At 59.2% G+C, this 26,016-nt stretch carries 22 protein-coding genes and 2 pseudogenes; 9 read left to right on the forward strand and 15 right to left on the reverse strand.

Annotated features, from left to right (window positions below):
• Positions 1 to 188 precede the first annotated feature (188 nt).
• Positions 189 to 422 carry a hypothetical protein gene (locus OOB33_RS15120; protein WP_271009281.1) on the forward strand — a complete coding sequence of 78 codons (234 nt, stop codon included), beginning with the start codon at positions 189 to 191 and terminating at the stop codon, positions 420 to 422.
• A gap of 35 nt (positions 423 to 457) precedes the next feature.
• On the opposite strand, the gene OOB33_RS15125 is transcribed toward OOB33_RS15120, so the two are convergent.
• On the reverse strand, positions 458 to 682 hold the full coding sequence (locus OOB33_RS15125) for a hypothetical protein (protein WP_271009282.1): 225 nt from the start codon (positions 680 to 682) through the stop codon (positions 458 to 460).
• An 81-nt stretch (positions 683 to 763) separates the two neighbouring features.
• Positions 764 to 1,291, reverse strand: a complete 528-nt coding sequence (locus OOB33_RS15130) for a hypothetical protein (RefSeq protein ID WP_271009283.1) — start codon at positions 1,289 to 1,291, stop codon at positions 764 to 766.
• Between the two features lie 628 nt (positions 1,292 to 1,919).
• Between OOB33_RS15130 and OOB33_RS15135 the strand changes: the two genes are divergently transcribed.
• Both OOB33_RS15135 and OOB33_RS15140 read left to right on the forward strand, forming a co-directional pair.
• Positions 1,920 to 2,117 carry a hypothetical protein gene (locus tag OOB33_RS15135; RefSeq protein WP_271009284.1) on the forward strand — a complete coding sequence of 66 codons (198 nt, stop codon included), beginning with the start codon at positions 1,920 to 1,922 and terminating at the stop codon, positions 2,115 to 2,117.
• Between the two features lie 230 nt (positions 2,118 to 2,347).
• Positions 2,348 to 2,686 (forward strand): hypothetical protein, encoded by a 339-nt coding sequence (locus tag OOB33_RS15140; protein ID WP_271009285.1) that lies wholly within the window; start codon positions 2,348 to 2,350, stop codon positions 2,684 to 2,686.
• A gap of 586 nt (positions 2,687 to 3,272) precedes the next feature.
• Here the strand turns inward: OOB33_RS15140 and tnpC are convergent.
• The 5 genes and pseudogenes from tnpC to OOB33_RS15165 form a co-directional block, all read right to left on the reverse strand.
• Positions 3,273 to 4,840: pseudogene (gene tnpC / locus OOB33_RS15145) on the reverse strand (IS66 family transposase).
• 79 nt (positions 4,841 to 4,919) lie between these two features.
• Positions 4,920 to 5,252, reverse strand: coding sequence for an IS66 family insertion sequence element accessory protein TnpB (tnpB, locus tag OOB33_RS15150; protein ID WP_271009286.1), 333 nt, complete (start codon positions 5,250 to 5,252; stop codon positions 4,920 to 4,922).
• Positions 5,249 to 5,635 (reverse strand): IS66-like element accessory protein TnpA, encoded by a 387-nt coding sequence (gene tnpA, locus OOB33_RS15155; RefSeq protein ID WP_271009287.1) that lies wholly within the window; start codon positions 5,633 to 5,635, stop codon positions 5,249 to 5,251. The genes tnpB and tnpA overlap by 4 nt, the downstream gene beginning before the upstream one ends.
• Before the next feature lie 179 nt (positions 5,636 to 5,814).
• Positions 5,815 to 6,963: a cytochrome-c peroxidase gene (locus tag OOB33_RS15160; protein WP_333780333.1), complete on the reverse strand. Its 1,149-nt coding sequence runs from the start codon at positions 6,961 to 6,963 to the stop codon at positions 5,815 to 5,817.
• Complete coding sequence (locus tag OOB33_RS15165) at positions 6,917 to 9,355, reverse strand: TonB-dependent receptor plug domain-containing protein (protein WP_271009288.1); 2,439 nt, start codon at positions 9,353 to 9,355, stop codon at positions 6,917 to 6,919. The genes OOB33_RS15160 and OOB33_RS15165 overlap by 47 nt, the downstream gene beginning before the upstream one ends.
• Before the next feature lie 640 nt (positions 9,356 to 9,995).
• On the opposite strand from OOB33_RS15165, the gene OOB33_RS15170 reads away from it, so the two are divergent.
• Positions 9,996 to 11,771: an SIR2 family protein gene (locus OOB33_RS15170; protein ID WP_271009289.1), complete on the forward strand. Its 1,776-nt coding sequence runs from the start codon at positions 9,996 to 9,998 to the stop codon at positions 11,769 to 11,771.
• 889 nt (positions 11,772 to 12,660) lie between these two features.
• On the opposite strand, the gene OOB33_RS15175 is transcribed toward OOB33_RS15170, so the two are convergent.
• Positions 12,661 to 12,819 carry a hypothetical protein gene (locus tag OOB33_RS15175; RefSeq protein WP_271009290.1) on the reverse strand — a complete coding sequence of 53 codons (159 nt, stop codon included), beginning with the start codon at positions 12,817 to 12,819 and terminating at the stop codon, positions 12,661 to 12,663.
• 328 nt (positions 12,820 to 13,147) lie between these two features.
• On the opposite strand from OOB33_RS15175, the gene OOB33_RS15180 reads away from it, so the two are divergent.
• Positions 13,148 to 13,351 carry a hypothetical protein gene (locus tag OOB33_RS15180; protein WP_271009291.1) on the forward strand — a complete coding sequence of 68 codons (204 nt, stop codon included), beginning with the start codon at positions 13,148 to 13,150 and terminating at the stop codon, positions 13,349 to 13,351.
• Between the two features lie 143 nt (positions 13,352 to 13,494).
• Here the strand turns inward: OOB33_RS15180 and OOB33_RS15185 are convergent, their stop codons facing one another.
• From OOB33_RS15185 to imuA, 4 genes and pseudogenes are all read right to left on the reverse strand, one after another.
• The gene (locus tag OOB33_RS15185; RefSeq protein ID WP_271009292.1) at positions 13,495 to 16,584 is read right to left on the reverse strand and encodes an error-prone DNA polymerase; all 3,090 of its coding nucleotides are present in this window, start codon (positions 16,582 to 16,584) and stop codon (positions 13,495 to 13,497) included.
• A 12-nt stretch (positions 16,585 to 16,596) separates the two neighbouring features.
• Positions 16,597 to 17,910 (reverse strand): Y-family DNA polymerase, encoded by a 1,314-nt coding sequence (locus OOB33_RS15190; RefSeq protein WP_271009293.1) that lies wholly within the window; start codon positions 17,908 to 17,910, stop codon positions 16,597 to 16,599.
• Complete coding sequence (locus tag OOB33_RS15195) at positions 17,843 to 17,989, reverse strand: hypothetical protein (protein WP_271010095.1); 147 nt, start codon at positions 17,987 to 17,989, stop codon at positions 17,843 to 17,845. The genes OOB33_RS15190 and OOB33_RS15195 overlap by 68 nt, the downstream gene beginning before the upstream one ends.
• A 45-nt stretch (positions 17,990 to 18,034) precedes the next feature.
• A pseudogene (imuA, locus tag OOB33_RS24580) lies at positions 18,035 to 18,712 on the reverse strand (translesion DNA synthesis-associated protein ImuA); the annotation flags it as partial.
• Between the two features lie 62 nt (positions 18,713 to 18,774).
• Here imuA and OOB33_RS15200 point away from each other — a divergent pair.
• From OOB33_RS15200 to OOB33_RS15210, 3 genes are all read left to right on the forward strand, one after another.
• The gene (locus tag OOB33_RS15200) at positions 18,775 to 19,044 is read left to right on the forward strand and encodes a hypothetical protein (protein WP_271009294.1); all 270 of its coding nucleotides are present in this window, start codon (positions 18,775 to 18,777) and stop codon (positions 19,042 to 19,044) included.
• A gap of 164 nt (positions 19,045 to 19,208) precedes the next feature.
• Positions 19,209 to 20,066, forward strand: a complete 858-nt coding sequence (locus tag OOB33_RS15205) for a hypothetical protein (RefSeq protein ID WP_271009295.1) — start codon at positions 19,209 to 19,211, stop codon at positions 20,064 to 20,066.
• Complete coding sequence (locus OOB33_RS15210) at positions 20,063 to 20,539, forward strand: hypothetical protein (RefSeq protein ID WP_271009296.1); 477 nt, start codon at positions 20,063 to 20,065, stop codon at positions 20,537 to 20,539. Before OOB33_RS15205 ends, OOB33_RS15210 begins: the two co-directional genes overlap by 4 nt.
• Before the next feature lie 580 nt (positions 20,540 to 21,119).
• On the opposite strand, the gene OOB33_RS15215 is transcribed toward OOB33_RS15210, so the two are convergent.
• From OOB33_RS15215 to OOB33_RS15225, 3 genes are all read right to left on the reverse strand, one after another.
• A complete protein-coding gene (locus OOB33_RS15215; protein ID WP_271009297.1) occupies positions 21,120 to 22,700 on the reverse strand; it encodes a methyl-accepting chemotaxis protein in 1,581 nt (526 codons plus the stop codon).
• Positions 22,701 to 23,241: 541 nt separating this feature from the next.
• Positions 23,242 to 23,430, reverse strand: a complete 189-nt coding sequence (locus OOB33_RS15220) for a hypothetical protein (RefSeq protein WP_271009298.1) — start codon at positions 23,428 to 23,430, stop codon at positions 23,242 to 23,244.
• A 404-nt stretch (positions 23,431 to 23,834) separates the two neighbouring features.
• A complete protein-coding gene (locus OOB33_RS15225) occupies positions 23,835 to 24,737 on the reverse strand; it encodes a sigma-70 region 4 domain-containing protein (RefSeq protein WP_271009299.1) in 903 nt (300 codons plus the stop codon).
• Positions 24,738 to 25,529: 792 nt separating this feature from the next.
• On the opposite strand from OOB33_RS15225, the gene OOB33_RS15230 reads away from it, so the two are divergent.
• Entirely contained in the window at positions 25,530 to 26,015 is a 486-nt protein-coding gene (locus OOB33_RS15230) for an RNA polymerase sigma factor (protein WP_271009300.1), read from the forward strand.
• Position 26,016 lies beyond the last annotated feature (1 nt).

The raw sequence follows: 26,016 nt of genomic DNA on the forward strand, positions 1-26,016 counted from the left end.
GGGCTGCGCACTCGGAGACCTAAATCGGATGGAGGTGATGCGGGCGACAAACGTCTATCAAGAGACGGAGCTTCGACCATCCGGTCGATGCAACGCATCAAGGAGGTGTTATGTGGGTGATATGGGTTCGGGAGCCCCAGTTGGAGGCGGACGCTCCGTACTGGCCGGGACGCCGATGGCTGGCCGCCTTGGATGCTGTTCTGTGGCCCGGTCTTTGGATGGCGGGAGCCAGTTCCTTGCCCTCAGCCTCAGGTGATCTGTGGCTGATGGTCTGTGGTTTCGCCTTCTTTTGCCTGTGCTCCCGCTTGCACCGGGCAGTCGCGAACAATGGTCGCTACCGCTTCACAACCTGGCTGATGTTGAAGCTGTTGTTGGTGTTGGGCTTTATGGGCGTGCTGTTGCGATGGACCGTGCCTGCCTGAGCGGAGGCCTGTCGAACGAGAAAGCTTGGCTTGCTTTAGCGCGCTGCTGCTGCGAACTGGGCTTCTGCGTGCTTGAGCAGGTCGTCGTTCAGTTCTCGGTACTGAGATGAGCCAGGATCACTGAGGTATGCCGCCCATGCGCTTGATGTGCATGCGTTGACGCCCAGGCCTCGATTGAAAATAGTCAGCGCCACCGCCATGGGTAGACCGCTGGAGGCGACAAGGACACGCAGTTCTTCGTTGTTGGAGTGTTGAATCATGGCCGCATCCTAGCAACTGGACCGCATCGAAGGACGCAAGTCAGCCACTAAAGTGGGCCACTGGTTTGGGTTCAATCGCTCTCAATGCGTGGGTTGCGAGGTAGCCCCAGAAGACTGGGCCTGATGGCGTTGTAGCTCAATTGTGTTGAGCACCCACAACTCCAGGATTGGAAACAGGACCACAAGAAGTGCAATTGCCGCAGCGTTGGACGCTTGGATCGGCAACCCTGCACAGTAGAGACCAAAGGAAAGTAAAACAGCCGATTCGATGAAAATCACCAGCAACAACGATGTGTGCCCTCGAGGCTGCCACCACGGCCTTCTGACCACGATCGCCGGTGCAGGCAGTGCTCCCTGATGCAGGCGAAATCGAACCAGGGCATTGGCGAGCAGCATTAACACGACGAAAACGGCCAGCAGGAAGACTGAGAGCGTTGGCAGAGGATCTAGCTTCAACGCAAGGCTAACTTTCTCGAGGTTGGTTAGAAGTAGTCCTGCAGTCGTCATCGTGAACGTGAAGACGGCGCTCGCCCAGGTTGGCGCCTGCCATATCAGCGTGTCAAAGTGGCGGTAGTCCTGGTCGTACAGCTGAGGTCTTTCTGCGGGCATAGCGTTCCTTGGTTGGCTAAGTCAATCGAGGCTCACAACAAAAGCTCACTTGACGTCTTCTGCAGCTTGAACCTACAGAGTGATCGAGGTTCACCGTTTGAAATACAAGGTTGAGTCGGATCGGTTGGGCGATTCTCCGCGTGAATGTTCCTGATTGTGCTGCTTGTTTGTCGCGTTACTTGGCTGTTATCTATCTGGATCCCGAGTTCTGAAGCTTTCAGATTTTTTGCATCCGGCTTGAACGGAAAGAATCCGTCCAGCTTCACACGAGATTTGTGGCTGCCGTGCCGGTGAGTCTCGTAGAGCAGCGAGCGTATGGCGAACTCCGCGCGGTTGTCGCTTCGGATATGTTCGGGCATTCCTTAGATGCGCATGAGTCTGCAAAGTGTCAGGATCGCGTGCTGTGAGCGCAGCCGGCGGGCCGGCATGATGAACAGGCAATCCCGCATGTACTCGTCAAGTACGGACTTCGTCTGGCAAGAAGTCGTGGCGCCAGACGCTGGCGGGCTGCACGGTGTCAGCGAGGTGGTTTTCGCGGCAGCTTGGACCTCAGCGTGGTAGTTTTCTCGGCTGGTGCGCCACTCGTTCAGCCAGCTGCCATGCGAGGGCACCCGAAGCGGGGCAGGTCTTGGACCGCAGCCATGAGTCAAGTCCCGCGCGTCCTGTTCATTCCAGGCCATGGCAGCACGCGGTTGCCGACGCGCCAGCTCAGACCCAGGATCTGGTGATCGCGGCGGTCTTCGATATCCCGTTGGTTCAGGCTTTCACGGCAGCCATGAGAAAAGAGGTCGATTCCTGCAAGCTTTCCGCCGCTGCCGGTATGTGAGTCACTCTCTCGTCTTTGAATCGATTCTTCATGAGTTTCCTCGTTTTAAGCTTGCGAGGAAAGTCGGCCCTGAACCGGATAGAGGAAAGACTCAGGGCACAATGGATTTGTCACAGGTGCTGTGATTTGTACCCGGCAAGCCCCTTGATCGTGTGCTTTCGCTTGGCCAATAGCGTTTGGCTGTGGCGCTGCAAGCCCTCTCGAAACTTCTCACTGCATTTCAGCGACTGATGACCGCTTTGGATCCAACGGCAAAGGCTATTGCCGACCTCGACAACTTACTGCAGTTGCTGTGCAAGGGCGTCAAGACGTCGACGCCTTGGGAACGTGCTTTGCATGAGCTATTGACTCAGGCCGACCGTCAGATGCTGATCGTTCGGCTCGGTGTTTCCATGGAAGCCAGCTCAACTGAGTTGATTGATTCGGCCCGGGTTCTTTTCGAAAGCCTGCGAGCGGCGGATCTCCATCTATCCAAGGGCCGTTGCGATGAGTCAACCCGCGCCGCTGTGAAGTTGGCGAAGGGGCTCGCCCAGAATATTCTGAAACGACTCCAATCGACTGAGTCCTAAAGCGGCTCTCCCGTATGTCCGGACTCCGTGACGCGTGCATGTGTCGGCATGGCCTCGCGCAGCGAACCTGTCAGTTGGAAAAGATGGTTACTTCCCAGTGGAACCTGGTGCTGTTGTTCGACTGATCGAGACATTCGAAGTGCAAGGATTGCCTGATGGCGTCGGTTCCACAGCAGTGCTCAAGGTTTCGTCCTAGGGGAGAACTACCGATGGCGACCTGTAGCCTTTAGGTTTGCAAGCTACACGGTCACACCAGTGGGGTATGCGTCCGGCAAACACATCTTGTGTGAGGTTCACAGCAAGTGAGCCTCCTCACATTGAAGCCGAGCAGCTTCAGCCGCGGCGATCAAATCACTGGTCGCTGTCGGGTTCGGCTGCCCCCCCCTTTGCAATGCGGTCAATGTCTTGCAGGACTGCTTCAATAGCTGCGGCCCAATTCGCCATGGCCTGTTGGATCGGTATTCCATTGGAAGATGTTTTTTTACCCATGCAGCGATGTTGGCACTCTCAGAACTCGCCGTCTGTGCGCGGGCGCACACAAGGACCGGAAGCGTCACCGCTGACCGGCTTCGGCGGATGCGGAGAGTCAACTTGCTGTCTCTGCGGGCAGCCAGTGATGTGGCAGAAGTTCAGCGATCCGGACGGCAGGCTGCGTTGGTAGTCTAGTCAGTACGTCCTTGAGATATGCGTATGGCTCAAGTCCATTGAGTTTTGCCGAATGCAGCAGGCTCATGACGGCGGCTGCACGCTGGCCGGCGCGAAGCGAGCCCGCGAATAGCCAGTTCGACCTGCCGATGGCAATGGGCCTGATCTGGTTTTCGACCCAGTTGTTGTCAGCAGGCAAGTCGCCATCGTCGATGAAGCGCGTCAACGCCTGCCAACGCTTGAGGCTGTAGTCGATGGCCCTGGCCGTGGCAGAACCTTCGGGCACCCTTTGACGTTGCCCACTCAACCATTGCTGCAAGGCGTCAGCCACGGGTCTTGAGCGCAGTTGCCGCAGGCGCTTGCGACCTTCGGGATCAAGTTCACGGACCTCGCGCTCGATCTCGTAGAGCTCGCCGAAGAACTTCAGCGCCTGCTCGCCGACCTGGCTGCCATGGTTGGCCCACAGCTCATGGAACTTACGTCTGGCGTGGGCCAGGCACCCCGCCTCGGTCACGCCCAGCTCGAAGCAGGCCTTGTAGCCGGAGAAGTCATCGCAGACGAGCTTGCCTTGCCAGGCTGGTTTCCTTCCTTCATCCAATCCAAGGAAGGCCCGGACATGCTGGCCACCTCGGCTGTCAGCGAAGTCGAAGATCACCGCGCGCAGGTCGCTATACGCCGTCGTGCAATAGCTCCACAAATAGGCGCGGTGGGTCTGCCATCTCTTTGGCTCGCGGGCTTGAGCATAGCTACCGGTGTCTCGTCCGCGTGCAGCACGCTGCGGCTCAGCATCTTGGCCTTGAGCGCATCTACCAGCGGCTGCAACTGCACGCCGCATTGGCCGACCCATTCGGCCAGCGTAGAGCGCGGGATGGCCATGCCGGCGCGGCCAAAGATGCCCTCCTGGCGGTACAGCGGCAGGTGGTCCAGATACTTGGCCACCAGCACTTGCGCCAGCAGCCCGGTGGTGGGGATGCCTTTGTCGATGATGTGAGGGGCCACGGGCGCCTGCACCAAAGTCTCGCAGTGGCCGCAGACCCACTTGCCGCGCACATGGCGTTCGACCGTGAAGACGCCGGGCACGTAGTCGAGCTTCTCGGCTACATCTTCACCGATGCGCTTGAGCTGGCATCCGCAACGGCAGGTGAGGCAGCCGGGCTCATGGCGCACTTCGCGCCGTGGCAGTTCAGCCGGCAACGCGCTGCGTTTGGCTTGGCGCTTCTCGTCGGGACTGGCCTTGGCAGGCTCGCGTTGCTCGATCTCCTGTGCCAGCGCAGCCAGATCGGCATCGAGTGCTTCTTCGAGCAGGCTCCTCTGCTCCGCATTGAAGCTCTCGGACTTGGCTGCGAACTTCAGCCGCTTGAGCACCGCCATCTCATGGGTCAGCTTGTCAATCAGCGCCCGGTTGTGCGCTGCCTGGCGCTCGTGACGGTGAACTTCGGCCAGCGCCGAATGCAACGCCTGGCGCAGTTGCTCGGGAGTAAGCGTGTCGATGAAGTCGGTGGCGATCACGGAGAGTGATCGTGCCTGTGACTTGGCCACGCCACATCAGCACATCCGGCAATTGCGCTGGAGTACTGCGTTAGGGCATCTACAGCATGCTGATGATGTCGGCCTCGCCGATGCGCTGCCAGGGTAGGCCCAGCACCAGGGCGTCGAGCTGTTGCTGAGTCAGCGCCAGGGTCTGGTCGGTTTCTCGGGGCCAGACGAACTTGCCCTGATTCAGTCGCCTCGCAGCCAACCAGACCCCAATGCCATCGTGCACCAATACCTTCATGCGATTGGCGCGCCGGTTGGCGAACAGGTAGGCATGGTGGGGCCTGGCTGCACCAAAGACGTTGACGACGCGTGTCATCGCCGCTTCGGTTCCCGCGCGCATATCCAGCGGCTCGACCGCCAGCCACACGGCGTCCACCCGAATCATCGAAGCAACTCACGGGTCCAGGCAGCGAAGTCCGAAGCGGCTGACACCGGCCAGGTGACCGTCATCAAAGTCGCACCGCGGCGCAACTGGACCTGAATGTCAGTGGTGGGAGCCGACCCTGACTGAACGGGTGACGGCGCCAGCGCCACCGGTACAAAGCCGCTGGAGATCGCGGGCACTGATGGCCGGCTTTCGCGGGCGAGTTGCCTCCAGCGGTGCACGACATTGGCATTGATGCCGTGGGCCAGTGCCACCTTTGCCACCGAGCTGCTGGGCGCTTCGCATTCGGCCATCACCTGCGCCTTCAGCGCCTCGCTGTAGTTCCGTCGCTTTGCGGATTTGTCGCTTGCCATCATGTCCACCATTGAATTGATCGTGGACATGATCCTTGCTGCCTCAGCGGTCAAGTTCAAGATGACTTGGCCGGACGCTTACCCAGTGGGTTTCCCTCCGCAGTTGCAATGAAGCCTGTGTTCAGTTGTGGCAGTAGTTGGCAGGCTGAAGGAATCGGAATTCGCTAGCGTCTGCAGGAGTTCAGTCAGCGTTCTCTTGCCTGGGTTTCTTACAAAACAGCCAGGAACGCCTCAAGGGCCTGAATGTCCTCAATCTTCAGGCGCAGGGGCTGTATCAGCGGGGACGGCGGAGGTATCGCCGTGGCTGATGAGCGGGGCTGAGGGATGCCTGCGTTGTAGAGTTCTATAACTCCTCGCAAGGAGGGCATGATGCCGTTGTGCATGTAGGGTGCAGTCCTTGCGATCCCTCGCAGGCTGGGTGTGCGCATTGCGCCTTCGTCCTCGGCTTTGGCAGTCACGGCCATTCGACCGACGTCCTCCCCTCGACGTCGGAGCTGGCTCATTCCAATTTGGTGGAATTCCTGCTGAGTCATTTGCGGGCCACTGTGACAATTCATGCAGCGCGCTTGGGTGCGGAAAAGGTGCAGGCCCCGCAATTCCTGATCGTTCAACGCATCTCTTCGACCTTCGATAAAGTCGTCAAAGCGGCTCCGCGGTGCTTCCAGAGTGCGCTGGTAGCTTGCCAGCGCGGTGCCGAGTTTTGATGGCGTGACGCTGCTTTGGCCTTTGAAAACCTTGGCAAATCGCTCTGGGTAGTCGGTGTGCCGATTCAGCCGCTCCAGCAGTGTTGGAAGATCGGCCGCCATTTCACTTGGGTGTAGCAGGGGCAGCAAGGCCTGTGTTTCTAGTTGCCCTGCTCGGCCATCCCACATCAGGTTTTTGACGAAGGCCACGCCCCATAGACCTGGCGTGTGTCGAGTGCCCGCCTTACCTTCATGTCCGACGGCGAGTCGCCGTCCGTCGGCGAACCCAAGATGGGGGGTATGGCAACTTGCGCAGCTGATGTCTTGGTTTTTGCTCAGACGAAGGTCGTGGAAGAGCTTTTCTCCAAGTGCAGCAAGTTGCGGTCCTTGAGCAGGCAGCACAGGCCGTGGACCGAGCTCTTGCCAGTGAACCCCTTTGTCGACCGTGGGGCGCGGCCAGGTGCTGCTCGGGCCCGCGTAGGCGCGCCTGAGGCATGCTGCGTCAGCGCCGCAGTCCATGGTGGAAGTCGGGTTGGCCGGCCCTGTAGTCTGGGCTTGCACGGAGATGCTGGTGCAGCCCAGAGCAAACATGCTCGTGAGCGCCAGCATGGCACGTCGCCAGTTGAGGTTAGAACTCATAGCCCATCTGTACGGTTGCGCTGCGGCCGGTTTCATAGTTCACGATACCGGTGCTGCTGATGCTGATGATGTTGCGCTTGTTGGTCAGGTTGCTCACTGTGAGTTGCATGAAGGGGCGTTGGAAGCCCCAGTTCGGCCGCCAACGCAGAGAGATGTCCCAGCTGTAGGCGCTCGGGAAAGGGGTTTCCGAGAAAACGTCGAGCACATCGGTGCCTCGTGTTTCGGTCTTGCCGGTGTTGGCGACACGTCGGTATCCGCCGGTCCAACGGAAAGACTGTGACAAGCTGATACCTTGTGCCAGCCAGTCGCTGACCAAGCTGAGGTTCGCCATCAAAGGGCGGTTGAAGTTGTCGGCAGGCAGTTGGCTGTATCTGATCACTTGGCCCTTGAAGACAATGTCTCTGTCCGCATCGCCCTCAGCCAGCAGTGCCTCGTAGTCCACGTGGTTGCTTCGGGTCCGCGTCCAGCCAGTGCCGAATTCCAGTCCGTGGCGCGCACCGAGCCAGTCATGAGCCAGGGTCCCCATAAGCTCTAGCGACACAACATCTGCAGAGCCTCGACCGCTGTTCTCGTAACGGAAGTACTGGTTGTTGGAGAAGGTGCCACTGGTGTCTCGCAGTCGCACACGCACGAGCTGGTCCCGCGATTCACGGTGGACCCATTTGAGGGTGCCACCCAGATGCTGTCCCAAACGCTGACGCAGGCCTAAGACAGCCTCGTCGTCGTAGGGGACTTCCATTTCTGCGAGGCTGTTCGTGGGGAGACTGCGCTCACTGTCCACCCAAGCCCAGTCGCTGGCGCGTCGAGTTTGTGTAACTTTCAAGGTCTCGCGCTTTTCCCGGAGTGCTGCGTTGAAAAAGCTGCGGCCGTAGTAGCGGTTCAGTCCAAACTCAAGCACGCTGTGCTTCTGGTCATCCAGCTGCCACTGACCCGAGAGGCGTGGAGCCAAGGTCGCTTGACCAGCGAGTTCGTCTCGATCTGCGCGCAGTCCCGCCGTGAGTGTCAGTGAGCCTCGTGTCGCTCGGTCCTCAAGCCACAGCCCGTATTGCCCAGCTTCAACGTGGAAGCTGCCGGCCTGGTAGTTGTCGCGGAAGCGCCAGAACTGCCCGCTGTTGGGAAAGCGATTTGAGCGAGCGAGTGAGCAGTTTTCGGTGTCCACGACACCCAAAGGCGAGGTGCAAGTGTTGGTCGCGACACGGTAGGCAGTCGTGCCCAGGTACACAAGGTGATCATTGGGACGGCTGTAATCTGCTTCCCGCTGGGAAAGCTGCAGGCCGCCACGAAGCAGATGGTCCCAGCCCCATGCCGGAATTGCTCGTTTGGCTGCTGCCCGCAGGGAGTAGCTTTTCGTCTGCTGGGTGGTGTCAACATTGCCCCAGGCGCCTTCGGTGCTGATAGCGGTTGTTCCACGAGAGCCGTCGCCCCAGTTCTTGTCGGCTGCCGACCACGACCAGACACGCATGTAAGGCACGACGCCACGTCGCGAGTTCTGCATGTCACTCCAACTCAGTTCTTGCCGAACAGTCCAGGACTCGAGATTGGTCGTGGCCCCAGCGGCCACCAGGGTGCCGCCACCACGAATGTCAAACTCAGTGTCCCGACCGTTGATGTTGAAGTAGCGGTCATCCAAGGGCTGGTGACGCAATGTCAGCCATGTGTTGGTTTGATCAGTGGCGCGCCAACTGATTTTGGCCATGGCATCTTGTTGTTGCCTTAGCTGTGTTTTGTTGCTCAGCGTTGGGTCGCCGGGCGTTTGGCTGCTGGCAAAACCTTTCAGCGGGATTTCTGAGCGCGCAATCGACGCCTGCATCACAACACCCAAGGTGCGGGTGGGGCGCGCTTCGCCACTGAAGGTCCAGAACTGCTTGTTCCAGCGCGGCTGGAGAGTTTCAGAATTGGACTGAGCCAGGGCGTCTGCTCGCGCGGGATCGACATAGATGTTCGTCCATCCACTGCGCGCAACCTTCCATGTGACGCGCCCACCCAGGCTGCGGCGCGCATCACAGAGCTCGGCCTTCACAACTCCGCCCTGAAAGCCTCCGTATTCGGCCCTGATATTGCTATCGAGCACCTCAACGTCGCACACCAGCTCTTTGTCGATCGGCATGCCCAGTGACGCTCCTGGAACGTCGGCGTAATGCGCGGGATCCTTGGCAGCTGGATCGAGGTCGTTGTTCAGGCTCAGTCCGTCAAGAAGGAAGAGGTTCTGGTACGGCTTGGCTCCGTTGATCGACAGCTCTGCCGGAGCGATTTCCCCTTGGGTCAATGAGTTGTCTTGTGTGTTGCTGACCTGGACACGGGGGCTCAGTCTCAAAACGCTGTTGATGTCGTTGCCGATCATCGGTGTTTTGCGGAGTCTGTCTGCATCGAAAGTGCGCACCCCCTGGTCCTCGGATGTGGGCTTCACACGCAGGCGGACGATGGGCAAGTCTGTGAGGGCTGCGGGGGCTTTTGCCTTCTTGGCCGTTTGAGTCGGTTCCGCTTCTTGTGTCGCCGTTTCAGTGCGAGGTGCAATGGCCTGGGTCGCCGGTTCTGTGGAGGCTTGGCTGGCCGCGAACGTTTGCGGAGTGCTGTGTGCACAGGCGATTACGCCAAGGCGGAGAAGGGTCCGAATGCGGGCCCGAGTGGGGACTGTGTTCATTGGGAGGTAAGGCGCTTTTTCGCCACAACGACGCGCCAGCAAGTGCTGACGCGAATGGGTTGATTTTGGCTGGCGGCGGCTGACCTAGAAACGGTTGACGACGGTTCGTCAACAAAGGATTGTAATGCTAATGATTCGCATTTATTGACATGAGCGCAGCTGAACGACAGATGATCGTGCGCGGAGCATCGCGCGATGCTTGGCCCCAGCCCTCGAGCACTTTGCCAACTTCCTTTCGGCTGTCATGGAACAACTCGGAACACATCTGAAGCAGCCGATCTGAATTCGCAATTGGAAGGGATCTTCAGTACCTCTGAGGATGTTCCGGCGGGTGCGCTGCCATAGGCTGCAGGTTAAGTAGAGCTCCGTGGAAAATGGATGTGTGGCCGCTCGCCACCGCAGGAGTGGTCGCCCATGGAGTCACCCTATGCCTCAACCTTTCGAAGTGTTGTCGCTCAGTGAAGGCATCGATCACCTTAGGGCGGGCTATCGTCGTGGCCTGTTGGTGCCGTTTGTAGGTGCAGGGCTCAGTGCACCCCGCATGCGTGGGTGGTTGAGCTTGGTCAAGGCTCTCGCGGCGGAGGCGGACGTCAAGGATCTCAAGCTCCCCGAGAATCCGACCGACCAGCACCTTATCCTTGCCTCCGAGCGTGTGGTTTGGCAGGCCAAGGCGCGCGGACTCTCGCTAGGCAACTTGATGGCGAAGTGCTTGCCAGGTACCGAGTGCGACCACGCCGCTACGCCAGCGGCGACTGCTGCACTCGCTTCGGTATGGTGGCCACTTGTTCTTTCGACCAACTACGACCGATTGTTCCTCGATGCTTTCAACGTCATGCACCACGACGGCAAAAGAAAGCACGATGGCGACAGGATGGTTGCCCTTGGCCGAGGTGCGGATGACAGCCACACGGTACTTCAGTCGTTGAATCAGCCATATCGGCCGCTGCTTTGGGCCCTTCAGGGTTTTTTGGGCCAAAGCATGCACGGTGCTGATCTTCAGAAAGAAATCGTGCTGGGCTTTGAGCAATATCGGCGCGCTACTTTTGAGAACGCCGCCTTTCGCAGCTCCTTCGCTGAGTTGTTCCGCTCGCGATCATTTTTCTTCGTGGGCTCGGGTTTGAGCGAAGAGTACTTCAAGGGCCTTTTCGGGGAGTCCATCGTTCGCCTTGGCGTTCACCAGCATGCTCACTGCGCCTTGATCAATGAGTCCGATTTGGCTCTGGACACTCCCTGGTTTTTGCACACACGTTTGAATATTGTGGCCGTCACTTACAGCGACAAGGGCGGCAAGAAGTACAGCGGCTTTGCGCCTTGTCTTCAAGAGCTCGCAGCAGCTTTGAATGTGCCACCCAAGGGGGGGCGCAGATTCTGGGTTCGAAGTTCCTTGAATGAGTCTGTGAGCGTCGACCTTGAGCCGTCTGCCATACCGCCCACGGATAGCGAAAACCACTGGATCGTTGGCAGCGCGGGTCGTTCGGGGGGTAGTCGATTGAGCTCTGGAAAGCTGCTTGTCAGTGGAGATGTTCCAACTTCACTGCACGGGCCTACGGTTGCTGTGTCGGATCATGAAGACTTGCACCGGGTGGACGGCAGAAACGTTCTCTACGCGATTGCCCGAAAAAGCACAGTCAATGGCCGGGCTGGACGTGACCTTCGCCAAATAGCGGACACCACGGCACGCGCTTTGAGTTTTGCCGCTACCAATGGTGCAAAGGTGGTATCGCTCATGATCTTGAGCGCGAGCACTTCAAAGGGGCGCTGGCCGCGTGTCTTTTCCTTGATTGAAATGTTGCGCGGCATTCGCCAGTACGCTCTCGGTCGTAGCGATCTGTTGCCACTCCACGTGATCATTCACGACACAGCAGCTGGCAGATCCTTTGACCGGAGCATCGCAGCCTGGCAAGCCATCGAGTCGGGCAAGCTCGACCCCTCTGAGGTTTTGAATTGCGAGGCCCTGCGTTTTCTTGTTGAGATACATCTCGGCGCAGAGACTACACGGTTGCCCATGTACGTTGCAGGCAAAAAGAGTGTTGCTCAGGTCGCCCAATACTTAGGACTCGATAAGAAGTGGGGCTTTGAAGTTGACCCTGGACCCACCGCAGTGGAAACCCATCGGAGGTCGGACTTCGAACTGTCCCTACTTGACGCGGGGGTAGTGCCTGGCTCGACCATTCGATTTAGAAAGGAGGCGTCGAAAATCTGAGCTCGACTCTGATCCAGAACCGCGGCTCACGCGTCACAGCTAGAAGGGTACTCGTTCAGGGTTCGCTCCAGAAACCTCGTTCGAACGCTGGAAACTGCATCGCTTGCTCCGGGCTCAAACCCAGCTTGGCCATGATGGCTGTGAAGGCCACTTCCGCCTCAGACGGTCCGTCGGCTTCTATCGGCCCAAACATTTGGCCATCACAACAGCCAACTCCGTAGACAAAGTCAATCTGACGCCCCCAGCAGTCGTAGGTGAGGTACACCCATCTGCGAGTGATTTCGAGCCCAAGCGCTCTCGCCACTGTTTGGATGGTCGCAACCTCGGGGGCCTTTCCGATAAATGTCGGCAATCGAACACCGCAGCCCTCAAAGAGACCGGAGATTTCTCGCCAGACAGCTTGAGGGGGGAGCTCGGTCGGGCGAACGATGGGAGGCGTGGCGAGAAAACCAGCGAAGCGATATGCCCTTGTTGCGCCACGAGAAAACAAGCGTTGAAACCGAGCTGCGAACGGCTTTCTTGTGACTTGAGGAGACCTGATTTGTTTGAGTGGGTACATGGTCAATGTCGCTGACTACCTTGCTTGCCTTGGTACTTTTCCCTCTGCTGCTACTGTAGCTGGTGCCCATGGATGCTGTTGTGACCAGAGTCGCCCCATGAAAGTTGTGTCGACTCTGGTTGGGAATCTCTGGGTTTCATGTCAGGGCATGCTGCGAGGGTGGCGAATTCATCAACTCCATCCAAGCTGCTGAGTTCGAGGTTGTCGCCGGACAGCCTTGTTGGCTGATTCGACACGTTTGTCCGGAAATTTTTTCACGCAATCGGCGCTCCGCACGCTTTGTTTGCGGGCTGATCCGATGAGTGACATCTGCGCGTCATTGAGCATCGCTCAACTAGAGCGTGCAGTACTGACGATGCGAGGAGCGAAGGCATGGCCGAGCAGTTCACGGTGAATCGCGATGACCCAAAGCAGTCCTTGCAGGCACTCATCTTTCGTACCGGATTTGACCCAGCGGACTTCGAGATCAAGGAAGACCTGGGTGTCCATGACATCGATGTCGGCGGTCTCCACCCTCGGGTACTGACACTCCGCCGGCGAGGCACTTCATTGCGTTGCAGCTACCAGATCGTCAGCAACGGTCCCTGGCTGTTCGCGCCATTCTCTGACCTGACCTCTGGCCGGTATGGGTCACCTGGGCGTACGAGTCGTCCCAACTTCCTCGGATCCTGAAGCCGTCGTTCGTTTTCTGATCCGCTTGCTGAAAGTCACTCCTCGAAACGCATTTGGCGTGCGGTGTGCATTTCGCCTGCCATGTTGGCTGAGGGGGGCGCTGACAACTTAAGTTGTCGACCCGGTAACACGATTTCATCAACTCATGAGCGACATCGGTGTAGCTACGGCTGATCGGAGTCCTGGACTCGAGCCGGTTGAAGCATCTGTTTTGCAGTTGGATCAAATGACACAGCCGAATGTTGCTGTGTTTGAAAAGGCGGCTGCATCGGCGGAAGGCCTGAATCATTGGGCCTTGCTCTTGATGCAAGCCGTTTCAGCCTTACAGCTGCCCATTCGTCTATCGTGATCTGCCTTACGGGACGAGGTTGAGTCCACGACGAAACCATGATGAGGCTGCTGTCTCGGTCGGTCTCCCCGAAGTACCAGGGGAACGCATCTGGCAGTTGGTTCATCAGACAGGATCGAGCAGTTTTGTAGTTCGCTTTGCAGTCAATGAAAGTCCCGACTGCAGGTTTCAAGGTCGCCCAAGAGGATCGTCAAGTCCTCAAGACGGCCAGCGATCAGGCTGCAGGCGTCACCTTGACGCTGCCAGGTGCCGTGAACGGCCATCAGGCGGGAGCGCAAGACTTCCTTGCGCTGTTTCTCTTTGACGCTCGGCCACACGATGACCTGGACATTGCCGGTTTCGTCTTCCAGGCTGACGAAGACGACACCTTTTGCGGTTCCCGGTTGTTGACGCAGGGTGACAATGCCGCAGTAGTGAGCGATGGCGCCGTCGCGCAGGTTCGACAAGTCCTTCGCGGTTGAAAACTTGCGCTCGTTGAGCTTGGCTCTCAGAAGTTCCAGAGGGTGACTCCGCAGAGTCAGTCCCAGGGCGCGGAAGTCCCAGAGCACCACTTCGCCTTCGGCTGCTGGCGCGAGTTCCAGTGTGTCCTCGTCCACTCGGGCCTGTCGCAGCAGTTTGGGCGGGCGGCGGAGTGCTGCAGCATCCCAGACTTGCTGGCGTCGGTGTCCACTGAGGCTGCGCAGTGCATCTGCTGCAGCGAGTTGTCGCATTTCGTGTTGTTCGAGTTCTGCCAGCTGGGCAAGCTCTTCTGAGCTCTCAAAGTAGGTCTCAATACGTGCCTTGGATACTCGCTCCGCAGACTCTTGCTTCAAGCCTTGGACCAGCCGCAAGCCCAGTCGCACGGAGGGCTGATGATCCAGATCTTCCAATGTGCAGTTCCAGTCGCTGTGGAGCACGTCAACCGGTCCGACTTTCACGCCTGCTCGGCGGGCGTCTTGGACCAGCTGGCTTGGGGTATAGAAGCCCAGGGGTTGTGAGTTGAGCATGGCCGCCAGAAACTCCGCCGGATGGTGGCGTTTGACCCAGCAGGAGGCGTAGACCAAGAGAGCAAAGCTGGCGGCATGGCTCTCAGGGAAACCATAGGACGAGAAGCCCTTCATTTGCTCGAAGACGTTGCGGGCGAAGGCCTCGGTGTAGCCCCGCTCCAGCATGCCGCCAATGATGCGTGGCTCGTACTTGTCCAGGCTGCCTGTGCGCCGCCAAGCCGCCATGGCGCGGCGCAGGCCATCAGCTTCTCCCGGTGTGAATCCGGCGCACAGAATGGCCAGCTGCATGCACTGTTCCTGAAACAGGGGGATGCCAAGGGTGCGGCCCAAAGCCTGTTCGATCTGCGGGCTGGGATAGGTCACCGGCACGCGGCCCTGGCGCCTGTCCAGGTAGGGGTGGACGGATCCACCCTGGATGGGGCCGGGGCGAACGATGGCCACCTGCACCACCAGGTCGTAGAAGCAGCGTGGCTGATGCCGCGGCAGCATGCTCATCTGTGCACGGCTTTCAATCTGGAAGACGCCGACCGTGTCGGCCTTACAGATCATGTCGTAGGTCGCAGCGTCCTCGGAGGGAATGTCCTGCATCTCGAACACATAGCCTTTGCGCAGACCAATCAGGTCCAGGGCTTTGTGCAGCGCGGTCAGCATGCCTAAGGCCAGCACATCGACTTTGAGCAAGCCCATCAGGTCCAGATCGTCTTTGTCCCACTGGATCACGGTACGGTCTTCCATGGCCGCGTTCTCGATGGGGACGATGCGGGACAAGCGATCGCTGGTCAGAACAAAGCCTCCTGGATGCTGGCTGAGGTGCCGCGGAAATCCAAGGAGTTGTTGGCTTAGGTCCAGCAGCTGGCGCACGGCCAGGCTGTCCTTGTTCAAGCCTGCTTCCGCCAGCAATTCATCGCTGATGTTGAGCTCCCAGTGTCCATTCCCTTTGCTAAGCAGGTCCAGGGTGGCGTCCGAGAATCCCAGAGCTTTCCCGACATCACGCAGCGTACTGCGCGGGCGGTAGCTGGTCACCACAGCGGTGAGCGCGGCACGGTCGCGGCCGTACTTGGCGTAGAGGTATTGGATGACCTCTTCGCGCCTTTCGTGCTCAAAGTCCACGTCGATGTCAGGTGGCTCGCCTCGTTCCTTGCTGATGAAACGTTCGAACAGCATGGAACTTCGCAGCGGGTCAATTTCGGTGATGCCGGCGCAATAGCAGACCACACTGTTGGCGGCTGAACCTCGGCCTTGGCACAAGATGCCCTTGGAGCGTGCAAATGCGACGATGTCGTAGACCGTCAGGAAGTAGTGCTCGTATTTCAACTCGGCGATCAGTGCCAGCTCGTGTTCGACTTGCTCCTGCGCCTTCGCGGGAATGCCACGAGGCCAACGTCGGCCCGCGCCTTCATAGACGATGCGTCTCAGATAGCTGGCTGGTGTCTCTCCCGCAGGAACCACCTCGCTGGGGTATTGGTACTTCAGCTCATCCAAGCTGAACTGGCATCGCTTGGCCACCTGCAGAGTTTCTTCCATCAGCTCCGCGGGGCAGCGCTCCGCAATGCGGCGCCGGGTGCGCAGGTGTCGCTCCGCGTTCTGACTCAACTTCAGGCCACAGTCGGCCAAGGGCAGGCGAAGGCGGGTGGCCGTCAACAAGTCTTGAAGCGGCTTTCGCGAGCGCACATGCATATGCACATCGCCTACGGCGACGATGGGCACGGCGGTCTGCTCGCTGCACTGCCTCAGTTTGTACAGCTGCACTTCGTCGTCCAGCCGTCGCAATTGTTCGTAGCCCAGCCAGCAGCAACCGGTCCAGTGCATGAGCAGCCAGCGCGCGATGACCTCCATTTGCGCCTGACTGCAGCAGCGATCGGGCACCGCGATGACGACGCAATCTGCCAGGGTCTTGCTGTCGATTTCCGCCAGGTCCAGTTCGTAGGTGCCTTTCTCGGACCGACGACGCAGGTGGGTGATGAATTCACACAAGTTGCCGTAGCCGTTGCGATTGGTCGCCAGCACCACAAAGCTGAACGGTGTGTCAGCGTCGACCTGAAACTGGCTCCCTACGAGCAGCTGGATTCCCGCCTCTTTGGCGGCGGCATGGGCGCGCACCACGCCGGCCATGCTGCATTCGTCCGCGATGGCAATGGCTCGGTAGCCCAGCTTTCTGGCACGCGCGACCAGCTCTTCGGGCTTGCTGGCGCCACGCAGGAAAGAGAAGTTGGACAGACACCGCAGCTCTGCATAGTCAGGAATCATCGTGGCACCTCGTCAACCAAAGGTGCCGTGCAGGTACCACGCCGATCCATCGTCCTGACGGGCTTGGTAGATCCACAGCAAGCCGGCGTGCTTGGACTCTGCCAGCCAGTAGTCTCTGACCACATGGCGCAGCTGACCGGCCGGCTCATCGCGATCCCACCAGCCTTCCTCGATGCACTGCGGACCCGCCAGCAGTTGCAGCTCGCCTTGGTACACCGGTCGGTTCTTGCGAACCGCCAATTTGAGGGGTTCCGGCAAGACCCAGGTTGGCTGCGGAAGGTCGGTGCTGGCTGCTGATTTGCGTGGCATGGGGGCTGCTGCGGGCTGCCAGTGGCTCATCCATTCTTGCCGGTGGTCTGCGCGGGTCAGGCAACGCCGCACCGCATCAGGACCCAGCCTGGCCGCCATGCGTTCCAGTACCAAGCCCAGCGCTTCACCATCCTCGTCCGAGTCGGGCAAGAGTGAAGTGTTGCTGCCGGCCACATCGTGGACAGTGTCAGCCGACATCTCTAGGTCACCCACTGGCGCCAGCAGTTCCACCTTGCTCAGATGCTCAGCCAGCAAGCGGCACAGGTGCTCGATGTTGCGGCTGGGCTCGGCGGTGCCGATGCGCGGGCATCCACCTTCACCTGCGGCCCTGGATCTCATGGCGTCATGCCACCATCGCAAAGTGAAGGCTGTCACGCCGGCGTGTCGAGCCGCCAACCATCCGCACATTTGAAGCAGCAGCTTTCTGGCTCCCTGCAGCAATGCTGGGGCATGCTCAACCCGAAAACCCAACTCCAGACGCGCGCAGAAAACTTCGGGCAAGGTTTGCCAGACGTGGACTTCGGGCGCATGGCCATAAGCCTGGTCTAGGGCGAGCAGGAGCTGTTTGTCAAAGCGGCGGCTCAGCCCGCCTCTGGGCAGGGCGCGCACATCACCAAGGGTGCGGCAGCCGATTTGAGCCAGCGTCACCATGTGCGGACGGGCGGCGCTCAGGCTTTCCATTGGAAGACAGTCCAGCAGTTCTGGCAGCGGCTTTCTGAAACCGTTCTCGATGCCACACCGGGCCAGGGCATGGGCGGCCATGCTGTTGGTGGCCCAGGCGACTTGGCGCACGCCGAGTTCCTTGGCTTCCGAAACGACACGGTCGCGCAGTGCTCGACGTCCTCCGAACAGGCGAGTGCTGGCCTCCACCTCGATCAAGACAGCGTCTTCGGAGATGGCAACGCGAGGTGCAAATTGCAGGCCCCAGATCGCCACGGCTCGAAGCGCGTCAGAAGAGGGCGGGTTCGGGGTTGGGGCGCTCGCGCACGGCGGCAGCAGCAAGGCTGTCCACAGCATGATGGGCGGGGTTCTGGGGAACAAGGCGGCTGGGGTAGCGCAGGCGCGGGGTCATGATGGCGCCGAGGCCTCCCGGCATGGACAGCAGTTGCAAAGGTTCTTCGAGTGCAGGCCCCTTGCGTTTCAGGACCTCCACTGCAATTTGCCAGTCGGTTTGAACTCGTGCCTGCAATCGCAGAGGGGCGGCGGATGAGTCTCGGGCTGCAGTGACTGGGCGGCACAGAAAAACAGGGCCTTTGCTCAGGCCTGCCAGGACCTGTAGACGGCGGATCTGTTCGGCTCGTACCAGAGGGAGCCAGGCAATGACCGCGCCGCAGGAGCCGGATTTAACCAACTGCTCGGTGGCCCAGAGTCGATCCCTTGGGGAATCTACATTGATCCAAACCAAGTGGCGCTCATCGACTCCATCGTGTCGCAATCCAGGAGGATGCGGAGCCAGACTTGGACCAACAAGGGCGACAGTTCGCCCTTTCTGGGTCAGCCTGGACACCACGGAAGACAGGAGTCGGAACTCCACGATCGAGAACTGGCTGACCAGAACTTCAGTCAGCGCACCGCATGGCCAGCCGCCGCCCGGCAAGACTGCATCCAGAGAAGCGAAACCAGTGCTCAGTACCGTATTGACGGACCCACCCAACTGGCTCCCACGCCAAAGCGCTGCCTCGACAGATGGGGGGAGGGCGTGCACAGGCATGCCCTGCGTGTTCTGTGAGGGAGATGTGGGCCGTGGATGGACTTCGCCAGGGTCTTCCCATGGTTCGGACGGAGGCATAGGACTTGTGCGAAACAACTGTATGGGCATACAGTATATGCAGGCCGGCAGCTTATCCAGCCCAGTACCCGACAGAGAACGAGGAGTTGCAGATGATCGTCAGCTTGAACGACCCCGCCAGCATCTTGAACTGGTGGAAGGTGTTTCCAGAGCGGCATGACGCCTTTCTTGAATTCAAATTGAGAGTCAGTCCGGAATTTGCCCCAGCCATTCGAGAGGCTCAGCGCAGGATTGCTGCCAGCCCCGAACTGCGTGAGCTGCATTTGAGTGCTGCGCGCGCGGGCAGGATTCGTAGCGCTGAAGAAGACCCTGAGGACATCTGCCGTTCGCCCTATGAGCTAAGGCGCGCAGAAGTGGCCTGAGGACTGGCTGCATGGCTGCCCTCAGGCGCAACCTTGCATTCGCTGCGCGAGCTGGATAGTGCTAACTAATTTTATAGACGCACTCTTTCCTATCGCTGACGGATGTGCCGCGTACGGAACTTGACTAGCCTACGGTACCCAACCATCACGTCAAGAGGTATGCGATGTCGGACCTTGGATTCACGAAGGAAGATCTTCCGTTCCTTGTCGAGGCAATGGAACGACGCCATTTGCAGCGCGGACTGCTTGCTGCGGATCCGCCAGCATCTGCGGATTTCGGGAAAGATGACCAGGTTCCGGCGGGGCCAATGAGTATTCCGGACCCAGTGACCGTGAACCAGAACGGCACCATGACGGAGGCAGACTACAAGGCCTGCTCGATGGTGATGGCGGTGTGCCAAAACATGGTGCAGAAGACCTTGACTGATGCAGCCACGGCGGCCGGCATCGCACCCGATGTTGCTTTGAAGTCCATGAACGCCTGGTTGAAGGCTTATGTGGAGTTCCCTTTCCCGTTCTTCACGTTCAAGGACACCCAGAGCAACACCTACAAGAAGGATGAGTTTTCGCTCAACGCGGATCCGGATGTTGTTGAGAGCATCGTCAACATCAAGAACGTCGCTGGCCTCAAAGATGCCGTTATTGGCGCTCTGCGCAAGAGCGGAGGCAACTTGGCCAGCTACGAGGGCACTGAGCAGCACTTCAACTACTTCGGTGTGATCACGGCTTACAACGAGACCGAGATTTCTGTGCGCGTCATCAAGTACGCGATGAACCTAAAGAAGACAGTGGTGAAGACGCTGTGCGGTGGCTTCGAGAAGACTGCGCTCGACTCCGCCTACGACACCTACCAGTTCGTGGCGGACAAGGAGTTGATGATCAAGATGCAGGCCAAGATGGGTGATCAGATGGTCGACTACATGGCCGACAAGCTTTTGCAGTTCGTGAAGGCGTTCTACGACCAACAGCTTCAGAAGTTTGTTGAGTCCATCGGCGTCATTTTGAAGGGGGAGTCCAAATGAACATCATCCTGCTGTGCCATGGTGGGCTCAAGGACTACAGCTCTTTCGAGTTGGCTGACGGTCAGACTGTGCAATACCGTGGCAACTACGGTACGCCGCTGTCTGCTCAGGTCGCCGCTGCGGTCATCAAGGCGCTCAAATCCGATCCTTACATGACAGACAAGCAGCTCGCATCCAGCTTGAAGGGCTACACCCCGATCGCCCCCCTGGAAGGAAAGGGCGGGTTCTCTCCGGATGTCAATCTAGCTGGTGACGACAAGCTCCCGTGTTTCATCATGAACATGGCAAACGGTAGGTGGATGCCGCTGCCGGGTACATGGCGAAGTACCCTCGGGCGGGTCGTCTCCGATTTGGGCTCGCCACTCTGGCTGAACCTGCTTTGCTGCACGACCCTCAAAGATTCTGACCTCCCTGAGGTCGGAGTCCAGAGCGACCACATGGTGAAGTCGTGGAGTGAGGTGATCGGCGCTTGAGTTTGGCAGTGACAGGTTGCCAGCAAACCAGGCGGCATTAGAAAAGGCCGGCGGTACCCACGTATTGAGGAGCGCGGGGCCGTGACTCTCACCGCATGCCGGCCTAGGCGGCGTTTGAGATCCGTCATTGAAAGACTGCTTCGAGACGTTGTGCCGTCGAGTTCAGCGATTCAAAGGGCAGCACCCGGTGCGGTGCCTCCGATTGGCGGGCTAGGTCGGCCTCAGTCCGATCTGGGGCTGTCTCGTTTCGCGGCTTGAGCGAGCGCGGCCTCAAACACCTGTCACAGGTGTCTCCATGCTGCGCCAAACGCTCAGGCACAGCAGCAGAAAAGAGCGAAACGGTGTCATTGCCACTTGATACGAAGCAAGGGTTCGACTTTGGCTTCACGGCAATGCGGGCCGGCAGCACAGTTGCCCTGACTCCACACCAACACGAAAGCGAGAAGTGGCGACATCTACCGACGCTTTGCACCAACTCTCCGTGGCGTACGGTTAGGGCAAGGTGATCCCCTCGCACTGAGAATCCTAAGATACAGCAGGCCGAATCGTGTGAAGCCTTTTATGTAGGCCTCTTGTGCAGTCAAGTGGCCATCGAAGAGTGCGCAGTTTGATGAGGCAGTTTGAACACGGCGACCGCTTCAACAAGCTGCTTCGCCTGGATCTTCAGGCTTTCAGCTGCGGCCGCACTTTCTTCGACGAGTGCCGCGTTCTGCTGGGTGACTTGGTCCATTTGACTGACTGCCTCTCCGACTTGCGAGATGCCCGAGCTCTGTTCAACGCTGGACGTGGTGATTTCAGCCACGATGTCGCTTACGCGCTGGATGGACCCTACGATCTCGCCCATGGTCTTGCCTGCCTGGTCGACCAGGACGGTGCCGCGTTCGACCTGTTCTACGCTGCGACCAATCAAGTTCTTGATTTCTTTGGCGGCTTCAGCACTGCGCTGAGCCAGGCTGCGAACTTCCGAGGCGACCACGGCGAAACCTCGGCCTTGCTCTCCAGCCCGGGCAGCTTCGACGGCTGCGTTCAGGGCCAGGATGTTGGTCTGGAAGGCGATGCCGTCGATCACTCCGATGATGTCATTGATCTTTCTGCTGCTCTCGCTGATGCCTTGCATTGTGTCGACCACTTTGCCGACCACATCGCCGCCTTGCGCTGCCACCTCTGAGGCGCCTTGTGCCAGCTGGTTGGCCTGTTTGGCGCTGTCAGCGTTGTTACGCACCGTGGTGTTCAGCTGTTCCATGGTGGCTGCAGTCTGCTCAAGGGCGCTGGCCTGCTCTTCCGTTCGCTGACTCAGGTCGTGGTTGCCCATGGCGATTTCAGCGCTGGCTGTCGCGACGCTTTCTGAGTTGGAACGAACGTTGGATACCACCGCAGAAAGGTTCGCTTGCATGCGAACAACACTGGCCAGCACGCTCGATAGATCCCCTTGGTCGACATGTAGCGTCTGGCTCAAATCACCATCCGCCACCCGGGCCACGGCATCGCTCAGGGCCGCCGGCTCCGCGCCCAGCGCTTTACGCAGGCTTCGAGTGAGCAAATAGCCGGCGCTCAGTCCGATCGCAGCCATCAAGAGGGCCAAGCCAGACATGAGTTTCACGCCAAACGACGCTTTTTCAGTGCTGCTCTTGGCAAGCTTGTCGGCCAGCTCCTGTTGCAGGTCGGCCGAGTCATCGGTGGCTTTGAAAACAACGTCCTGGAGGGCGCGAACCTCACCAATTAGGTAGGCGCCAGCTTCTGTTTTTTCGCCCTTGACAGCCATTTCAATGGCGCGATCAATGGCTGCGTTGTAAGTGCCGCGTTTCTCAGTGATTGTCTTGTACAGCTCCCGCGCTTTCGGGACTGTGATCGATTTGTCCAGCTTGGCAAGGATCTCGCTGTTCTTGGCACGCAGCTCAGCGATCTTCTTTTTCTCGCCCTCGACGAAGGCAGGATCGCTGTTGATGACGATGTTTCGTGCGTATCGGCCGATGGTCTGGAAGTTGTCCTTCAGATCATTGAACTGAGCGAGCTTGACCATGCGGTTGTGAGCTAACTCATCGATCCCTGTGTTCAGGTTGTTCAGGGTCATGGCTGCATAGGCCACGATGCCGACGCCGAGCGCGATGACAACTCCCATTCCGATCGCCAAGCGGTTGGCTACTGTCAGGCCCTTGAACATGGATTCGCCTTCAGATCTCGAGTGCGCAACTACCAGCAAGATCCTTGTGAGCGCTCTACAAGGCTTGCGACCCAATCGAACTCCAGACCATCCTATCGTCCGGGCATGGTGCTGACTTAAATTTTTTTGAGAGTGCAAGCATGTGACGCAGGTCTCGAGCTAGCTGTACGTCACAAGAGGTGGAGTCGTGCTGGAGGTTATTCGCCGATGGCCTTGCTTTCAACCGGGAGAAGCGACGCCGAATCTCGGGGTCTGGCGAAATCAGCGCAGCGCAGCCTCTTGTCGGCCCCTCATCATTTCTGACATCACCCGCTAAGTCTGCTGTCGACTACGGAATCAGAACGAACAAGTCGCTCCGTGCTCGAAGATTCTGGCCTTGCCTGTTCGCGCCTTCCTGAGTAGTTCGCGCTACCAGTCTCGCTGCATCTTGGCGTCTTCTTCCCACATTGCTGGGGTCGCAGCCCCAACACTTAGTTCGAGCTTGGGTCGCAGCGCCGGCGTAGCCATCAGCGCAAGGGCGACGGCGCCCTCGCCGTGGTGTTCAGTGGGGCTGGGCGGCCTGGTCTGGCGAGCGCTGGCACGTGTCCAGCCAGTCTTGCCAGGTCGATTCGGTCACTTCCAGGCCTTCAATGGCTTGCTGGCCTTGTTGCGGGCGGGTGCCTCGCAATCCCTGCATCAAACGGTCCATCAATTGGCCCAGCGGGGCGCTCAGGGCTTCAAGGTGTGACATGGCTGACTCCTTTTGCGTGGGAGCAACTTTCGGCGATGGCCGTCTGAATTTCTATCCGACCCCTGGGGGGCTACCTTTGGGGGGATAGGCTTTTGGGGACGCGTGGGCTGCGTGTATGACTTGTTCGCTGTCGGCTGGGCAAAGCGTCCTGGCTGTACCGAGGTTTGCGTCGACAAGGTCCTGGGCGCCTGGACTTGTCTCTTCATGGGCCCTGGGAATCGGAGGGCTTCAGACGACCTGGCCTGTTGAGCGCCGGTCATCAGTCTTGTGCAGTCTGGCCGGGGGCAGAAGAGCTGCCGTGTTTCACTCGAGATGGCGAGCTGTTCCGAACGCTCACAGAGAAACCATAGTGACCGGCCTTGCAGCTGTTGGACCTGGACGCGCCTTGCTTGCCCTGCAGAGCGTCATGACTGGGGCCCGACTTGGCTGGACTCCATCAAGCCGTGAGCAGCCGCGCGTTGTGCAGATGCCCGGCGATTGCGGCAGTGCAGTCGTGCATTGATGCGCTGAAAACGTGAGTTCACCGAAGTCGCGGTCATGCCGGTGCGTTGAGCGATTTCCTTGCTTCCCATGCCTTGCCACTCCATGGCCAGCAGGGTCACGTCATGGGTGTGCAGTCGCGCTGCTTCACGCAGCCGTTCTTGCAAGTGCCGAGTCAACCAATCGTGCAGTTCGGCAGCCAGTGCTCGAGCCAGCGTCCTTACCAGCTGGGCCTGCGTGCCTTCGAAGTCATCGGGCGTGGCGCTGCCAATGCAGAGCATGTCCAGGCGATCCACGTCAGGTCCCGCTGGCGTGGGCACGATCAGGCAGGACCTGAAACCATACTGATTGGCAAGGTCGATGGCTTGAACATCGACATTGTCTTGCTGAGGCACTTGATGGTTCGTTCCCGGCATGGTGTGACGTCGAGCGAAGCGGAACCATGGGTGCTCCAACATGGAGCCTGTCGTGCATTGCGCTTGAGCGAAGCCAGGATGACAAGCAAAGAGGCTGAAGCTGGAGGTCTCTCGGCCGCCCTCCGGGATGCCCGCGGTGTAGATGCTGCCGCTGGCACCGATGGCCTGGGTGACCTTGGCCAAGCGATCGAGCAGCTCGGCAGGGCTGTTGGCCAGGGGAATCTGAACGATGGCCGCCACGACGTTTGCGGCGAAGTTCTCAGTCTTCGAAAGCTCCCGGATGGAGCTGTGCTGCGCCAGTTCTTTGGATGACATGGTCAAACTCCCGTTTGAGTTGAGCGTGCAGGAGTGGCGCAGCGAAACGCAATGGATCCGTGTCCAGGCACGCGTCGAACTGCTCGCGCGTTCCAAACAGCGTCCACCATTCCGTTCGTGTGTTGCCCCTCCCTGCGCGTGTCCGGCCTGCAGCAACCCCGGACGGGATGCTCAAGAGATGGACTTCCAAGCCTGCGGTTCCGCCGGGTGGCTTTGTATCCCGGGCCGTGCTCCTGGGGCCGCTTCGCTTCGTGAGGCGGCCTGGCTGAACGACGCTGAAGCGCCCGGTGCTTGTTGCGTCACGCGTCCTGTTGATCGCCATGGCGTGCTCCTGGTGTGAGTGGCCAAATACGAGCGATGCGCAAGTGAGCCTATGCCCCAGCTTCTAGCTTCCTGGCCCAGTCCGCTTGGTGGAGGCCGAGGAATCGGCCGCGGTCTGCCTTCAGCACTCCGTAGGCGCGGGTTGGCGCAAGGCGGTGCGAATGATTGCGGCGTACAGGCTGTGAGGGCAAGGCCGGTGTCCTCATGATTGCATGCGCGTTCGGTGGGATCTTGCGCTGAAGTCGTGCCCGAGCGTATGCCTCCAGTCGTGTCGCCTTCTGGCTCAAGATACGGTGCGGTGGTCCAGGAGCTTGAATCTTGCCCGTCAGTGCACCGCAATCTTGCATAGATCGGGAGGTGCCGATCTGACTGCGAGCTGGCCCAAGGTAAAGAGCCGAGGGGCTTGGCCTGGCGAGCGCCGCCGGAGCTGAGCGGACTCCTGCCTAATGTTGCTTTCGTTCGGTGTCATCCAGAAAGGTTAGGTCGGTTGCCTCGCATTTCTTCGCCTTGTGAGTCCTCGCGACCTAAGATTCATATTGGTCTTTCAACTTCGATGCATGACACCCCATGGCGATGGTGAAGAACTGGCAAGCCGCGCTCGCTCGCGTCAGGGCTGCCCTGATGCGTCGAGGTCGCACGCGGCAGGATGCGGATGATCTGGTGCAAGAAGCCTGGATTCGTTTGGCTTGTCAGGAGCAGCATCAATTCGTCGCCAAGCCTGAGGCTTTTCTGATGCGAGTCGCCTTGAACTTGTCCATCGATGAATACCGAAGTGCCGAGAGGCACGGGGAGCAAGTTTTGATCGAGGATCTGGTGATGGTCGATTCCAGCCCATCTGCGGAGACGATACTTTTGGCTCGGGAGCGGCTGGCGCGCATTAGCGCGTGTCTGGCACAACTGGATCCCCGAACGCGCAGGATTTTCTTGGCCCACCGCGTGGACGGCTTGAGCTATTTTGAGATTGCCAGGGAGCAGAATTTGAGTATCAGCTCGGTGGAAAAGTACATCGCCAAAGCCACCTTGGTGCTCACCCGGTCGATGGAGGGCTGGTAGC

It is taken from the genome of Paucibacter sp. B51 (assembly GCF_027863535.1).
Taxonomy (GTDB): Bacteria; Pseudomonadota; Gammaproteobacteria; order Burkholderiales; family Burkholderiaceae_C; genus Paucibacter_A; species Paucibacter_A aquatilis.

Coding starts and splice junctions, on each gene's coding strand:
- tnpB (WP_271009286.1), bottom strand. CDS start 5,252: ATGATTCGGGTGGACGCCGTGTGGCTGGCGGTCGAGCCGCTGGATATG.
- OOB33_RS15130 (WP_271009283.1), bottom strand. CDS start 1,291: ATGCCCGCAGAAAGACCTCAGCTGTACGACCAGGACTACCGCCACTTT.
- OOB33_RS15140 (WP_271009285.1), top strand. CDS start 2,348: ATGACCGCTTTGGATCCAACGGCAAAGGCTATTGCCGACCTCGACAAC.
- OOB33_RS15195 (WP_271010095.1), bottom strand. CDS start 17,989: ATGCCGGGAGGCCTCGGCGCCATCATGACCCCGCGCCTGCGCTACCCC.
- OOB33_RS15175 (WP_271009290.1), bottom strand. CDS start 12,819: ATGGACACCCAGGTCTTCCTTGATCTCGAAGTCCGCTGGGTCAAATCC.
- OOB33_RS15230 (WP_271009300.1), top strand. CDS start 25,530: ATGGCGATGGTGAAGAACTGGCAAGCCGCGCTCGCTCGCGTCAGGGCT.
- OOB33_RS15125 (WP_271009282.1), bottom strand. CDS start 682: ATGATTCAACACTCCAACAACGAAGAACTGCGTGTCCTTGTCGCCTCC.
- OOB33_RS15220 (WP_271009298.1), bottom strand. CDS start 23,430: ATGTCACACCTTGAAGCCCTGAGCGCCCCGCTGGGCCAATTGATGGAC.
- OOB33_RS15205 (WP_271009295.1), top strand. CDS start 19,209: ATGTCGGACCTTGGATTCACGAAGGAAGATCTTCCGTTCCTTGTCGAG.
- OOB33_RS15210 (WP_271009296.1), top strand. CDS start 20,063: ATGAACATCATCCTGCTGTGCCATGGTGGGCTCAAGGACTACAGCTCT.
- OOB33_RS15190 (WP_271009293.1), bottom strand. CDS start 17,910: ATGCTGTGGACAGCCTTGCTGCTGCCGCCGTGCGCGAGCGCCCCAACC.
- OOB33_RS15160 (WP_333780333.1), bottom strand. CDS start 6,963: ATGAAACCGGCCGCAGCGCAACCGTACAGATGGGCTATGAGTTCTAAC.
- OOB33_RS15200 (WP_271009294.1), top strand. CDS start 18,775: ATGATCGTCAGCTTGAACGACCCCGCCAGCATCTTGAACTGGTGGAAG.
- OOB33_RS15215 (WP_271009297.1), bottom strand. CDS start 22,700: ATGTTCAAGGGCCTGACAGTAGCCAACCGCTTGGCGATCGGAATGGGA.
- tnpA (WP_271009287.1), bottom strand. CDS start 5,635: ATGTCCACGATCAATTCAATGGTGGACATGATGGCAAGCGACAAATCC.
- OOB33_RS15185 (WP_271009292.1), bottom strand. CDS start 16,584: ATGATTCCTGACTATGCAGAGCTGCGGTGTCTGTCCAACTTCTCTTTC.
- OOB33_RS15170 (WP_271009289.1), top strand. CDS start 9,996: ATGCCTCAACCTTTCGAAGTGTTGTCGCTCAGTGAAGGCATCGATCAC.
- OOB33_RS15180 (WP_271009291.1), top strand. CDS start 13,148: ATGAGCGACATCGGTGTAGCTACGGCTGATCGGAGTCCTGGACTCGAG.